Here is a 13,658-nt window from a genome sequence, read left to right on the forward strand (position 1 = left end):
CGCCGGTGTACCCGTGCCGGGGCTCGCACGGAACCCGCCCCAGCACCTGCCAGGGGCAGGCTCAGGGTGCCTGCACGAGCCCGGCCGCCACATCGGTCGACGGCAGTGGCAACCGGCGTGCCGTCTGGCTCAACCGGGCCCAGAGCTCCCAGTCCCGTGCGCCGGTGTCCTCGGCGAGCAGCGCGGCCACCCCGGCGACGTGCGGCGTGGCCATGCTCGTGCCGCTGATGGTGTTGACGCGTTCGGGCATCGGCCAGCTGGAGTGGATGTCCACACCGGGTGCGACGGCGTCGACCTGGCCGACATCGCCGACCGTGCCGGAGGAGAAGCCGGCGATGGCGAACTCCCGGTCGACCGCGCCGATCGCCATGATGGTGGGGCTGTTGGCCGGATGGCCGACCGGCGCGACCACACCACTGTCGCGGCGGCTCTCGTTGCCCGCGGCCGCGATGACGAGCGTTCCCTGGTTCATCGCGCGAACCGCGGCCTCCTCGAAGGCACGCGAGTACGGTTCGCCCGGCTCGGCTGGGGAGCCGAGCGACATGGACACCACGGCGCATCCGTGCTGTACGGCCCACGAGATCCCCGTGAGGATCGCACCGTCGGTGCCTGCTCCCTGGCTGTCGAGCACCTTGCCGGAGTAGATCTCGGACTCGTGGGCCACGCCGTAACCGGGGCCTTCGGCGGGCTCGCGGGGCCCGCACGCCGAGCCGATCACGTGCGTGCCGTGACCGTGCGCGTCACCGGCGTCCTCCTCTTCCTCGACGAAGGAGTTTCGTTCGACCGTGCGGCCGGAGTAGTCGGGATGTTCGGCGTCGAACCCGGTGTCCAGGATCGCCACCCGCACGCCTGCGCCGGTTGCGGTGCTGCCTGCTGCCCGCACCGCGCGTAGTCCCCAGGTGAGGGTCTCCTCGGTGGGCGGTACCGGCTGCACGGGGGCCGGTGAGTCGATCGCGTGGACGATGCGTTCGGGTTCGCAGGAGGCGATCGGGCCGGGCAAGCCGACGGCGTCGTACAGCGCGCGAGCCTGGTCGGGGTCGGCACGAACGACACAGAGTTCGAGATCGTTGAGCAGCAGACCGTCGGTCTCGGCCAGCAGGCGGGCCATGCCCGTGGTACCGCTGTCTGCCGAGTTGACCGTGCGGATCCCGGCCGAATCGCGCAACACGCGGGCCCCGGCATCGGCCGCACCTTCGGCGAGGAGCACGAGGTACCGGCCGGTATGCCGGGCGTTCGTGTGCCGTGTCATGACCATCACCACCCGTGTCGCCGAGCATGGACCTCCATGCTCGCGCAACGCGGTCGCGTTGTCACGCGACGTCAGCGCGGGGTGGCGACGATGCTCGCTCCGCTGGCCGGGACGAGTGTGATGTGCCGGGGGCGCACGCGCTCGGGTCGGGCGCGTTCCGGGGTGATGTGGTAACTGGTGAGTACGGCGCGGAGTATCTCGACAGCCTCCATCAGCGCGAACCCGGCGCCCAGGCAGCGCCGCACCCCACCGCCGAACGGCAACCAGGTGCTGGTGGGTGGGTTCTGCCCGACGAACCGCTCCGGCCGGAACACGTCCGGACGGTCGTGGTTGCCCGCGTCGCCGTGTACGACACCGATCGACGGCATGATCGTGGTGCGCGCGGGGATGTGGTAGCCGCCGACCTCCACGGGCTCGGTCGTCGTCCGCGCGACCTCGGAGATCACCGGATGCAGGCGCATCGACTCCTTGGCCACGGCCTCCAGGTAACTGTCGTCGCCCTCGTCCGCTGCCCTTGTCGCCGCGGCGTGCGCGCGCGGTCCGCGCGCGAGCTCGTGGAACGCCCAGGCGAGTGCGGTGGCCGTGGTCTCGTGCCCGGCGAGCAACAGGGTGACGAGCTGGTCGCGCAGCTCGGCGTCGGTGAGGGTGTCGCCGTCGACCTCCACAGCGAGCAGCCGGGACAGCACGTCCTGGCGTGATGCGAGGTCCGCTGCCGAGCGGCGTTCGGTGATCTCGGCATGCAGCAGCTCATCCACCTGGTCGAGTGCCTGCCTGCCGCGCCGCCACGGGCCGAACCGTTGCAGCGTGCGGCTGTGCCAGCCGAACACATCGAGCGCGCCGATGTCGATGACGCCGCGCAGCGCACCGCGCAGCGCGCTGAGCCGGGGGCCGTCGCCGAACCCGAAGACCACCCGCAGGATCACCTCGAGTGTGAGGCGCTGCATGCTCTCGTGCACGGGGAACGGGGTGCCGCGGGGCCACCGCGCGATCTCCTCGGCGGCGAGCTCGGCTGTCATGCTGCGGTAGCTCCGCAGCGCGGAACCGTGGAACGGGGGCATGAGCAGCTTGCGGATGCGCCGGTGCTGGTCCTCGTCCGTGGTCAACACGGAATGCTCGCCCATGACGGGTTTGAGGATGAGATTGCCCTCGCCTGCGTGGAACGTCGTGGCGGGGCCGCTGAACACCGCACGGATGTCCTCCGGGTCGGCCAGGCTGACCGCGGCGCGCTCCAGGAAGAGCTTGATCCGCACGACAGGGCCGTAGTGCCGGTGCAGGGCGGGCAGCAGCCGGTGACGCTGGGTGCCGAACAGCAGGGTCTGTACCGGCATCGGGGCGCGAGGCCCTGGCGGGGTCGGCAGCGCGCGAGGCGTGCTGTCCTGGACTGCTGCGGTCATCGCGGTCCTCCTCGCTCCTGCGGCGTGACTGCGGTCATACATCCCCGACTTATACACCCGTATAGATCGGTTGTCGAGACGGGGCATCGAATCGGCGCTCAGGCGCGGTACGGTCGCGCCGCACCGGCACTGGATACGCCGGTCCGTGCGGACGGGCGGGATACGCTGGTGGGGTGGGACATCGCGAAGACCTGCTCGCGGCCGCGCGGAGGCTGCTCGAGGACAAGGGATACGCACACATCACGGCGCGTGACCTGGTCGCGGCATCCGACACGAACCTGGCCTCCATCGGGTATCACTTCGGCTCCAAGGCGGGCCTGCTCAATGCCGCGATCGGGCAGGTGCTCGACGAGTGGACCGAGCAGCTCGCCGACATCGCGATGAGCGCGACGGATGCCACGCCCGTCGAGCGCGCGCACATCACCTGGGTGGCTCTGCTGGAGAACCTGGACAGCAAGCGTGCGCTCCTGGTGTCGTTCATGGAGGCCGTCGCCCAGGCCGACAGGTCACCCGAGCTGCGGGAACAGTTCGCCAAGCAGTACCAGCACGTGCGTGGTCGCGTCGCCGAGCTGGTGGCCACCTCGATGGCAGAGCGGCTGGGCGCGGACGACCCCCGGGCCGCGGCGATCGCCAGCTTCGTCATGGCCACCTGTGACGGCCTCGCCCTGCAGTGGTTGCTCGACCCCGGCGAGGCCCCGTCCGCCGAGCAGCTACGCGCGGGCCTGGACCTGGTGTGGTCGATGTCCGGCGGCTACGGGCGGGGTCCGGGCGAGCAGGCCGAGCCGGGCTCCGAGTAGCAGCGGTTCAGGCAACATTGCCTTCGGTCGCTGGTTGTCGATATGCGCAACCTTGGGAGACTCTAGAGTCCCGACGGGTGTCGGCAGACGACCACTCCTCGACTCGGCTGAGTAGCGATCGTGGCCACGAAGTCGGTGCGATGGCGAGGCGTTCAGTGTCCGTTGGGCTCGGGGCTGCTGCGCTGAGCGGGGATGTGGGCAGGCAACGCCAGCAGTCGCATGTGGAGGTCGGCCGAGCCCGTACCGGGTGAGCGCGCAGCTTGATGTTCCCGATCGAGAGCGCTCAGGCGCTGCCGGGTGGTTTCCCGCAGGCGGTCCGCGGGCACGGTGTCGAGCACCGAACTGGCCAGCGCGGTGGCATCAGCGGGGTTGCGGTCGGCGGCGTGGGTGCGGGCGAGGATGGCGGTCGCGGCGGCCCAGCCACCCGAACCCGTCGTTTTCAGGCTGATCGCGGTTTCGGCGTGGCCGGCGGCGCTGCTGGTGTCGCCGAGGCGCAGCGCGGATTCGGCGAGATGTTGGTGGAACTCGGCCCGGTCGAAGCCGAAGCGTCCGGGCTCGTCCTCGGCGGCGTCCATCTCGTGCTGGGCACGGGTGGCGGCCTGGGCCGCGTCGCTGCGGCGGCCGAGCGCGGCCAGGGCGCGCAGTTCACACCAGGCCGTGATCTGCGCTCGGTGCAGGGCCGTGGTGGCGTACTCGTGGGCCTGGCCCGCGATGTCCAAGGCGTGGTCGGGACGCTGCCCGAAGCAGGCGAGTATCGACTGTGCTCCCAGACTCCACCCCGTCAGGCGGTGTTCGCCGACGCTGGTGCTCAGCCGGGAGGCGGTTCCGAGATGGATGTGGGCGCCGGGGTAATCGGAACAGTGGAAGGCCAGGTTGCCCAGTAGCGCGGACAACCACCCGGCCAGCCGCCGGAGTTCGGTCCGGTCGTGCCCACGCTGGCTCTGGGTGAGCATGTCGACGACGATCTGCCGAGCCCGGTGGATCTCACCAGCCAGGACGTTCGGTGCGTAGCGACCGTAGTGATCAGTGTAGTAGTCCACCGCTTGGTGGAGGTGCTGGCGGGTGGCTGGCCCACCGGCGGGTCCTTCGGCCTCGCGGTGGAGCTGCACCGAGTCGGCAACGGCGCTCAGGGCGGTCTCGGCCATCACTGTTCCCAACGTCGACGGTGTCGCGGGCTGACCATACCCATAGCCGGAGAGCACGCTGGGCAGGTTGAGGCCGAGTCGGCGCGGCGGCACCTGATACACCCGTGCCAGGGCCGCGGCGTAATCCGGGTCGGGCTGGACGGCGTCATGTTCCCACCGGCATAGCCGGGCGGTGGTCACGCCGGGTGGGGCGAGCCCGTCGGCTGCATAGAGCTCGCTGATGGCGGCCACTACCTGCGGGCGGCTCCATCCATAGGCCAGACGCCACATCTCCAACGGGGTCAGCTCGGGCACCTGGCGCACGATTTCGTCGGCGATAGTGGTCACGTCCCAGTCAGCGCGCTGGCCGCGTCGGCGAATGTCCGCGGCCCGGCTGGCGATCTGGGCCCGGTGTGCCCGGCTGATCCTCGGCATGATTATCCCTCCGCTGGTCACCGACAGTATCCCGCTGACGGCGTCGGTGACATTGCCGCGCGCGGCAATGTTCGCCCCCGTGGCCGTCATTGAGCCGCACACGCCGGCCCGCTGATCGTGGAGTCCAGCGCCCGGCACGGTCGTCGTCACCCGGTGTGGCGATTCCGTCGGAGCGCAGCCAACTGCGAGAGGAGGTGAGTAGGCGTGGACGAGGAGTTGGAGATCACCGTGGCCCGGCTGGCAGCGGCCGCCGACCGTACCGTCGCATCGACCAGCGACGGCCCGACCGGCGACAGCGGCGACAACCGCGATCCGTGACGGCCAGGGCAGCACTGGCAGTTCCCTGACCGGGCGCGCTGGCGGAACCCGCCAGCGCGCCCTCGCCAAAACCGATGAGTCGAATCGAGGTGCAGGAATGCGACACAGGCTGGTGACCGGGATCGAACAAGCGCTGGGCTGGTCGGGACCGTGCGCGCTCGGCGGCGAGTTCGCCGTCGGCAGCCTGCACGACCCCAGCCTGGGCACACGGTTGCTGACCCCGCAGCACTTGCTGGACACCGTGATGCGCCGCAGCCTCGCCCCGCCGCAGGTGCGGTGCGTACGCGACGGCGCCGAAGTCGCCTCCCACGAGTATCTGTCCGAGATCACCACTCGTCGCGGACAGGTGCTACCGATGGTCGCACCCGCCGGGCTGGGCCGGGTGCTCGCCGCCGGCGCCACCCTCGTGGTCGACGGGCTCAACCGGTGGGACCCGACGCTGGAGATCGCCTGCCGCGCGTTGCAGTGGTGGGCACACGAAACCTGCCAGGTCAACGTCTACCTGACCACTCGCGACAGCAGCGGGTTCGCGTTGCACTGGGACGACCACGACGTGCTCATCGTCCAACTCGACGGCCGTAAACACTGGGAAGTCCGCGGACCCTCACGGCTTGCGCCGATGTTCCGCGACCTCGATCCGAACCTCGAACCCCCGGACGAGATCACCTGGTCCGGCACCCTTCATCAAGGCGATGTGCTGCATATTCCCCGCGGGTACTGGCATCGGGCCAGCCGCGCCGACGACGGAGAGGGCCACAGCCTGCACGCCACCTTCGGTCTCCAGCAGCGCACCGGCATCGACCTGCTGACCTGGCTCGCGGATCAGAGTGCCCGCGATCAGGAGGTGTTCCGCCGTGACCTGCCGCCGGTTCAAGCCGCAGACCAGGACGGCCATGCGCAGGATCTGCGCCAAGCCACCGCCGCACTGCTGTCGGCGATGGACATCGATCAGTACCGGCGGTGGCGCCAGCAGCGTCAGGGCTCGGCGCGGCACGTGGTCACCCACGGCCTGTTCGGTGCGATCGACGAGGTCGTGGCGATCACTGAGTTTCCCCCGCTGATCACACGCGAGGACGGCGCGCTGCGGGTGGCCGCCGCGGGCACGCAGCTTTCCCTTCCCGCCCGCGCCGAGCCGGCGGTGCGGCAGCTCTTGTCGGGTCATCCGGTATCGATCGCCGAGGTCGCCGAGGACTTCGACATCGACGCGACCAAGCTCGCCCACGTGCTGCTGGAGGAAGGGCTGTGTGCCGAAGTCACCGACGCGTTGCGCTCGGGATGTTCCGAACTCGCCCCCAGCGAGTTCTGCTCGAACACGCACTGACCAGGGGAATCACCGACCTGGACGTGGCCACGACATACCACGACGGGCAGGCCCACCGGATGCTGGCGCACACTGCCGGGGATCTGTTGGAGCACTTCACGATCTCGACCAAAGTCAGCCCACGTGCGGACCTGGCCCCGCTGACCGAGCAAGCCAAGCGGGCGGTATGCGACCTCGGCCTGCCGCCTGCGGTGCTCCTGGTGCACAACCCCGAACACGTCTTGCGCGGCCTACCAACGGCCCAGGCCGGGGAGTGGTGGGCGACCACCGCCGAGGTGATGGCCGACCTCGTGGCGGCCGGTGCGTGCCGGGCGTGGGGAATCGCGTGCTGGGACCCGCGCCCACTACTGGGCCTGCTGGACACCCCAGCTTGGACACATGCGCCGCAGCCCGCCGTGGCCATGGTCCGGGCGGGATTCCTGGTACCCGCCGACGTGCTCGCCGCCGGCGACGCACTCCTGGACCGACTGCAGTACGACGGCGTCCACCGGTGGGGGATGAGTCCCTTCGCCGGTGCCCCGCGCCTGCTCGACGGCATCAACCTGACCCAGTTCCTCACCGACCACGTGCCGCGGGCCGCCGCCTCGCCGCTGCCGACGGCGGTGGCTGCCGCCTTCCACATGCCCGCGGTGTCCCGGCTCGCCGTCGGCACCGGCAGTCCCGCGCACTTGGACCAGCTCACCGCCGCGACCACGCTCCCCGTCGATCAAGAGCGGGTGAGCGCCTACCGACAGCGGCTCACGGCCCACGCCAGCTCAGCGCGGTGACCAGTCCGTCAGCCGCGGCCCGGGCGGGCTCAGCCAGCGGGCCGGCGTAGTCCTCGCCCGCGGCCAACAGTTCGGCGCAGGCATACAACTGGCACACCAATCCGGTGCGGCTTCCCAGGTCCGCAGCGAAGACCTGCTGTACCCGCTCGGCCAGGTCGGGCACGGCCAGCGAGTTCGCCCACAACGTGGCCGCATCCCACCCGCGCGGGGCGAGTCCGAAGTCCTCCCAATCCAGCAGGCGGCAGGACGGGGCCGTGAGGTTGACCCAGCTCAGATCGGCGTGGGCGACCGTCCACTCCTCGGTGATCGCATCGACGTCGGGAAACATCGCCTGGATCGTCTCGGTCATGCGCCGTTGGGTGATCGGCCGCGTGTGCGGGGTCGCCACCCGCGCCGTGGGCACCGTGCCCAGGGTCGTTAACGCCTCGGCCAGGTGCTGCCACCACATCTCCGGTAACTCGGGGGCGTGGGTGAGCACGCCCCCGGAGCAGATCACCGGCTCGGTGACTCGCTCAGTCTCCTCCGCTCGCCCCAGCAGGTCCCCGTCACGCCAGCAGATGCCTTGGTACCACCGCGGATGCCGGGTTTCCGTCGGCAGCGCGGCCGTGGCCTCCAACCCACCGCGCTCGGCCGCGACCTCGGTCGAACACGCCGAGATGCGCACCCACGTGTCCCGGTTGGTGGGCAGTCCCAGAGAACGCCGCTTGCGCACCGCCTGGTCCAGGGCCAGCGTTACCCCGAGTGCGCGTTCGGCGGTCGCGATCAGCTCCGCCTGCGACCCTGACCTGAGATCCACCCGACCACGATAGCCCGGACCGGCAGAGCGCGACGCCAGTGACCAGCGTTATACGAATCGTCGACCTCAACCGTCTCGTCCGGGGCCCGCAACGGGCGCAGTCCAGCTGATGGCGGCCGGTTGAAGGTAGGTGGTGTTCCACAGCACCACGGCGTTGAGCACCAGGCCGAGCTCGCCGGGTTGCTCTTCCACGCCTTCCCGATCGCTCCCGCACAATTCCCCATGCGAGCCGAAGCAGAGCTTGCGGGCCAGCCGGTGGCGGTATTCGGTGGTGTTGAGCTGGGCATTCAGGGCCCGCTGATAGCTGTCGTCATCCAGATCCTGTACAGCTGCTACTCAGACCCCCGACCCGGGGCGTGAGCCGTACCGGCGATCGGTCCCGCGCGGCTCGGACATACCCTGGAGGTCATGGAGTCTTGGTCGCCGCTCGCGGTTCCCCGGGTGCCCGGCACACCCCGGCCGCTGCGCCTGTACGACACCGCGACGCAGTCGCTGAAGCCGGTAGCGCCGGGACAGACCGCGCGCATGTACGTCTGCGGCATCACGCCCTACGATGCGACCCATCTGGGGCACGCCGCGACGTACCTGGCATTCGATCTGGTGTACCGGCTGTGGCTGGACGCCGGTCACGAGGTGCACTACGTACAGAACGTCACCGACATCGACGACCCCCTGCTCGAGCGCGCCGAGCGCGATCAGGACGACTGGGTGGTGCTGGCGATGCGGGAGACCGCGCTGTTCCGGGAGGACATGGAGTTCCTGCGGGTGCTGCCGCCCACCGAGTTCATCGGTGCGGTGGAGACCATCCCGGAGATCATCGAGATGGTGCGCAAGCTGCTCGCCTGCGGCGCGGCCTACCGTGCCGACGATCCCGACTACCCGGACGTGTACTTCCCGCACAACGCCACCGGCCGGTTCGGCTACGAGTCCAACTACGACGTCGAGACCATGAACGCGCTGTTCGCCGAGCGAGGGGGCGACCCAGAACGACCCGGCAAGCGACACCCGCTTGACGCGCTGTTGTGGCGGATGGCCAGGCCGGGTGAACCGTCCTGGGACTCCGAGCTGGGTGCCGGCCGTCCCGGCTGGCACGTGGAGTGCAGCGCGATCGCGCTGAACCGGCTCGGGTTGGGCTTCGACATCCAGGGCGGGGGATCGGACCTGGCGTTCCCGCACCACGAGTACAGCGCCGCGCACGCCGAGGCCCTCGCGGGGGCCCTCGCCGGGGACGAGCCGTTCGCCCGGCTGTACGCGCACGCCGGCATGATCGGGCTCAACGGGCAGAAGATGTCCAAGTCGCGCGGCAACCTGGAGTTCGTCTCCCGGCTGCGCGCGGACGGTGCCGACCCGGCCGCGCTCCGGCTGGCCCTGCTGTCCGGTCATTACCGCGCCGACCGCCAGTGGTCGGGCGAGTTGCTGGACGAGGCGGGTCAGCGGCTCGGCGCGTGGCGGGAAGCCGCCACGCGGTCCAGTGCTCCCGCCGCCGAGGACACCATCGCCCGGATGCGTGATCATCTCGCCGATGACCTGGACACCCCGGGCGCGCTCGCCGCGGTCGACTCCTGGGCGCGGGAGGCGAACACCGGAAGGGGCGACGACCGGGAGGCCCCCGGTGTGATGGCCGGCGCGATCGACGCCCTGCTCGGCATCGACGTGCGAAGCTGAAAGCGTCATTCAGCAAAGCACGCGTCGGCTCCGCCCTCGTTGAAGGTCTCGGTCGAGCAGTAGGTCGCCTCGGGGAAGTAGTCGCCCATGACCTCCTCCGGGTCCGTTCCCTCGTCGACGTTGCCCGGGTGCTGCTCGAAGTCGGGATGCGGGAGCATGAACCGGTAGAAGACCATCGTCTCGGCGAACGGGCCACGCGGGAGCCAGTTGACGTCGCTCATGTGCTCGGTCGGTCTGTGCTCGGGATCGGACACGACGAAGGTGGCTCCGGCACCCGTCTCCCAGGCATCCGGGGTCACCGCGCCGCGCGGCGGGCGCGGCGTGAGCGCCGCCTCCTCGTCGTCGATGCAGTCCAGCGAGTAGAAGCCGCCCTCCTGCGGAGATCCCGACGTGCAGGCGTTCCACAGCCGTACCTGCTTGCGCGCGGTGGCCAGCTCACCGCCACGCAGGTCGGTGTGGCTGGGCGAGTGCGCCCGGAAGACGACGAGGTCACCGTACTGGCGATGGGTGAGCAGCACGACGTAGGCGACGTCGGTGTTTCCGTAGGTGGTGCCCTTCCGTTCCGGCAGCAGCGCGTAGATCGGTTCGGGCAGCACCTGGCTCAGCGCGGCCTGCAGCACCTGACCGTTGTGGATGACCTCGAACTCCGGCGGGTAGGTCACCCGGTTGGTCGGCGGCGGCACGCCTGCGATAGCGGCGGGCCTGCTCGCACCGGCGACCAGCTCGTTGAGGGGCCGTTGCGCCCCGGTGGGCGGGAACGGCGGGCACGAGTCGAACGTCAGCTCGGCGTCACCACCGGGAAGTTCCAGCGTGACCTCCGGAAGCGGTACACCACCGGCGGGGTCGGAACGGTCGTGCGGCAGGAACACGCGATAGACCAGGTACCCGCCCGGGTTGGGCTCGCCCTCGAGGGTTTCGCCCGCGTAGAGCGTGTTCGGCTCCGGGTCGGGCGGCTCGGGCCCGAAGTCGATGTAGACGGTGTAGTCGGTATCGCCGGGCCTGCGCGTCAGGAACGGGTTCACGCTGCCGTCGTCAGGGGCGATCCGCGAGTCGTTGATGCCGTCGAGCGCGGTGACCGTCTCGTCGTGCACGACGAACGAGAAGTACCGCGCCCGGGCATAGCTGCCCCGGATGGCCAGGCGCCCCTCCGGGACGGCCGAGTAGCGCAGGAACCAGTACCCGGTGTCCGGATGCGGCGCCATGACGTTCGGGGTCATGCCGGTCTGCGCGATGGGCCAGCCGCAGAGCGGCGTGGATACCTCCGCCGCACCGGCCTCCGGTGCGGAGTCGCTCGTCGTGGTCAGGCCGGCGGCGAGGATACCGGCCAGTACGACTGCCGCCACTCGACCGAGTCGCATACACCCTCCCTATTAATGAGAGTCATTAATAGGGAGTATTATGCACCTGTGGCCAGGGACGCAAGCGATACGCGCGAGAAACTGATCAGGGCGGGGGAGCGGCTGTTCGCCTCCCGCGGCGTCGACGGGGCACTGACCAGGGATATCGTCGCCGAAGCCGGGCAGTCCAACGGTTCGGCTGTGCATTACCACTTCGGGTCGCGCAGGGGCCTGCTCGAGGCGATCCTGGTCAAGCACGTGCGGCGGATGGAACCCGCCCGCGCGGAACACCAGCGACTGCTCGAGCGCGACGGCCTGCACGGCGAGCTGACCGCGGTCGTGCGAGGCATCCTGGATCCGACCGCGGATGCGCTGCACTCCGGCGACGGGCGCGACTTCCTGCGGATCACCGCACAGCTCGCGGGCTACGCGGGAATCCGCGCCATCACACCACCGCAACCGCTGACCGGCACGGTGCTGCAGCACCAGCTGGAGCTGGCCGTGCGCTGTTGCGCCGAGCGGCTGTCCGAGCGGCTCGCGCGCGAACGGGTGGCCACCATCGCCGGGATGCTTGCCAGCACGTTGGCCGACCGCGCCAGGCAACTCGACGAGGGCGGCACGCTCCTGCTCGCACACGAGGCGTTCGTGGACAACCTCACACGCATGGTCGTGGGTGCGCTGTCCGCACCCGCACCACAGGGCGGTGCCTGATCAGCCTGATCAGCCTGATCAGGTGCTCTGGCCCGGGCCGGGACGCCTCCTGCGCAGGTACCGCTGGAAGTCGGCGGCGAGCTGCTCGCCGCTGGTCTCCTCGAGGCCGCGCTGCTCGTCGCCACGTTCCTCCAGCGAACGGACGTACTCGCTGACCTCCTCGTCGTCCTCGGCGAGCTCGGAGACGGTGCGCTGCCACTCCTCGGCCTGCTCGGGCAGCGTGCCCATGGGGATCTCGACGTCGACCACGTCCTCCAGCGTGCGCAGCAGCGCCAGGGTGGCCTTCGGGCACGGTGGATGCGACACGTAGTGCGGTACAGCCGCCCACAGTGACACGGCGGGTATCCCGGCCTGTACACAGGCGTCGTGGAACACCCCGGTGATGCCGGTCGGCCCCTGGTACTTGCTGCGGTCGATGTTGCTGCGGTCCAGGGCCGCGGTCTCGTGCGCGGAACCGGTGACCGGAATGGGCCGGGTGTGGGCCGTGTCCGCGAGCAGCGCTCCCAGCGTCACCACCTTGGCCACGCCGAACTGCTCGGCGCGCTCGAGCAGGTCCGCGCAGAAGGCACGCCACCGGAAGTTGGGTTCCGGCCCCTTGACGAAGACGACCTGCTGGTCGAGCCCTTCCGGGCTGCTCGTGGACAGGGTCGTGGTCGCCCATTCGAGGCTGCGGCTCACGCCGTCGACGACGTTGATGGTCGGGCGAGTCACCTGGAAGTCGTAGTAGTCGTCCGGGTTGAGCTCGCCGACGGAGGTCGCGTCCCAGGACAGCTGCAGGTGCTCCACCGCCGTACTGGCCGCGTCACCGGCGTCGTTCCAGCCCTCGAACGCCACGATCATGATCGGCGCCGTGTTCGTGTCGCTGTCGAGCCGCGTGTGCTCGCTCCGCTCTTGTTCGGTCACTTCCCCAGCCTAAGACCCAACGGCCAATCGGGGAGACCGTAGGCTGGACGGCATGTCTGGAAGCCTCCCAGTACCCGCCGCAGGCACCAGGCTTCCCGCCGCGGTGTTGTGGGACATGGACGGAACGCTGATCGACTCCGAACGCCTCTGGGACAGGGCGCTGTACGAGAGCGCCGAGCGGCTCGGTGGCCGGTTGAGCCCGCGGACGCGTGCGCTCATGGTCGGCAAGAACGCCGATGTCACGCTCGACCTGTTGCTCCGCGAGGTCGGGCTACCGAGGGACAGCGAGACGCTCGCCGACGCGGACAGCTGGCTGACCAAGCGCATGTCGGAGCTGTTCCGTACGGATCTGCGGTGGCGTGACGGCGCGGCGCAGGCGCTGCGGCTGGTGCGCGGCACAGGCGTGCCCACGGCCCTCGTCACGTCCACGACACGCGAGCTCACCGAGCTCGCGCTCGAGACGGTCGGCAGGGACTGGTTCGACGCGATCGTCTGCGGGGACGAGGTGGACGAGCGGAACAAGCCCGACCCCGAGCCGTACCGGCGGGCCGCTCACCTGCTCGGCGTCGACCCGGAAGAGTGCCTCGCCGTCGAGGACTCGCCGACCGGGGTCTCCTCGGCCGAGGACGCCGGATGCGTGGTCCTGGTCGTGCCCAGCGAGCTGGAGGTCCCGGACGGGCCGCGCCGCAGGGTGCTCGATTCGCTGACCGCCCTGGACGAGGCGGCGCTGACCGGCACGTTCCCGCGATGACGGCGGGCCAGAACGGCGCGGCGGTGTGATCCGGACTGCAGCCGAGCGGGGCGGATCGGCGGATACGGCGTGCGGGTGCGAGGATCGTCA

13 protein-coding genes are annotated in these 13,658 nt (G+C 70.2%); 6 read left to right on the plus strand and 7 right to left on the minus strand.

Features of this window, described 5'->3' with window-relative positions; all coding sequences use genetic code 11:
- Positions 1-61 precede the first annotated feature (61 nt).
- Together H0B56_RS09590 and H0B56_RS09595 are read right to left on the minus strand one after the other, a co-directional pair.
- Positions 62-1,249, minus strand: coding sequence for a S8 family serine peptidase (locus H0B56_RS09590; RefSeq protein ID WP_246361016.1), 1,188 nt, complete (start codon positions 1,247-1,249; stop codon positions 62-64).
- A 71-nt stretch (positions 1,250-1,320) separates the two neighbouring features.
- Complete coding sequence (locus tag H0B56_RS09595) at positions 1,321-2,643, minus strand: cytochrome P450 (protein WP_180892633.1); 1,323 nt, start codon at positions 2,641-2,643, stop codon at positions 1,321-1,323.
- A gap of 173 nt (positions 2,644-2,816) precedes the next feature.
- Between H0B56_RS09595 and H0B56_RS09600 the strand changes: the two genes are divergently transcribed.
- A complete protein-coding gene (locus tag H0B56_RS09600; protein ID WP_180892634.1) occupies positions 2,817-3,440 on the plus strand; it encodes a TetR family transcriptional regulator C-terminal domain-containing protein in 624 nt (207 codons plus the stop codon).
- Between the two features lie 152 nt (positions 3,441-3,592).
- Here H0B56_RS09600 and H0B56_RS09605 read toward each other — a convergent pair whose 3' ends face one another.
- Positions 3,593-4,999, minus strand: a complete 1,407-nt coding sequence (locus H0B56_RS09605) for a helix-turn-helix domain-containing protein (RefSeq protein WP_219632548.1) — start codon at positions 4,997-4,999, stop codon at positions 3,593-3,595.
- Between the two features lie 415 nt (positions 5,000-5,414).
- On the opposite strand from H0B56_RS09605, the gene H0B56_RS09610 reads away from it, so the two are divergent.
- Positions 5,415-6,638 (plus strand): JmjC domain-containing protein, encoded by a 1,224-nt coding sequence (locus tag H0B56_RS09610; RefSeq protein ID WP_180892635.1) that lies wholly within the window; start codon positions 5,415-5,417, stop codon positions 6,636-6,638.
- Between the two features lie 23 nt (positions 6,639-6,661).
- Positions 6,662-7,405, plus strand: a complete 744-nt coding sequence (locus H0B56_RS09615; protein ID WP_343063826.1) for an aldo-keto reductase family protein — start codon at positions 6,662-6,664, stop codon at positions 7,403-7,405.
- Here the strand turns inward: H0B56_RS09615 and H0B56_RS09620 are convergent.
- A complete protein-coding gene (locus H0B56_RS09620; protein WP_180892637.1) occupies positions 7,377-8,201 on the minus strand; it encodes a hypothetical protein in 825 nt (274 codons plus the stop codon). The genes H0B56_RS09615 and H0B56_RS09620 overlap by 29 nt on opposite strands.
- Before the next feature lie 66 nt (positions 8,202-8,267).
- The gene (locus H0B56_RS09625; RefSeq protein WP_180892944.1) at positions 8,268-8,519 is read right to left on the minus strand and encodes a Tn3 family transposase; all 252 of its coding nucleotides are present in this window, start codon (positions 8,517-8,519) and stop codon (positions 8,268-8,270) included.
- Between the two features lie 90 nt (positions 8,520-8,609).
- Between H0B56_RS09625 and mshC the strand changes: the two genes are divergently transcribed.
- The gene (gene mshC / locus H0B56_RS09630) at positions 8,610-9,866 is read left to right on the plus strand and encodes a cysteine--1-D-myo-inosityl 2-amino-2-deoxy-alpha-D-glucopyranoside ligase (protein ID WP_180892638.1); all 1,257 of its coding nucleotides are present in this window, start codon (positions 8,610-8,612) and stop codon (positions 9,864-9,866) included.
- A gap of 5 nt (positions 9,867-9,871) precedes the next feature.
- Here mshC and H0B56_RS09635 read toward each other — a convergent pair whose 3' ends face one another.
- Positions 9,872-11,224: a hypothetical protein gene (locus tag H0B56_RS09635; RefSeq protein WP_180892639.1), complete on the minus strand. Its 1,353-nt coding sequence runs from the start codon at positions 11,222-11,224 to the stop codon at positions 9,872-9,874.
- Positions 11,225-11,272: 48 nt separating this feature from the next.
- On the opposite strand from H0B56_RS09635, the gene H0B56_RS09640 reads away from it, so the two are divergent.
- Positions 11,273-11,914, plus strand: coding sequence for a TetR/AcrR family transcriptional regulator (locus H0B56_RS09640; protein WP_343063827.1), 642 nt, complete (start codon positions 11,273-11,275; stop codon positions 11,912-11,914).
- An 18-nt stretch (positions 11,915-11,932) separates the two neighbouring features.
- On the opposite strand, the gene H0B56_RS09645 is transcribed toward H0B56_RS09640, so the two are convergent.
- Positions 11,933-12,754: a PAC2 family protein gene (locus H0B56_RS09645; protein WP_180892946.1), complete on the minus strand. Its 822-nt coding sequence runs from the start codon at positions 12,752-12,754 to the stop codon at positions 11,933-11,935.
- A 115-nt stretch (positions 12,755-12,869) separates the two neighbouring features.
- Between H0B56_RS09645 and H0B56_RS09650 the strand changes: the two genes are divergently transcribed.
- A complete protein-coding gene (locus H0B56_RS09650) occupies positions 12,870-13,568 on the plus strand; it encodes an HAD family hydrolase (protein ID WP_180892640.1) in 699 nt (232 codons plus the stop codon).
- Positions 13,569-13,658 lie beyond the last annotated feature (90 nt).

The organism is Haloechinothrix aidingensis, from assembly GCF_013450155.1.
Classification (GTDB): domain Bacteria; phylum Actinomycetota; class Actinomycetes; order Mycobacteriales; family Pseudonocardiaceae; genus Haloechinothrix; species Haloechinothrix aidingensis.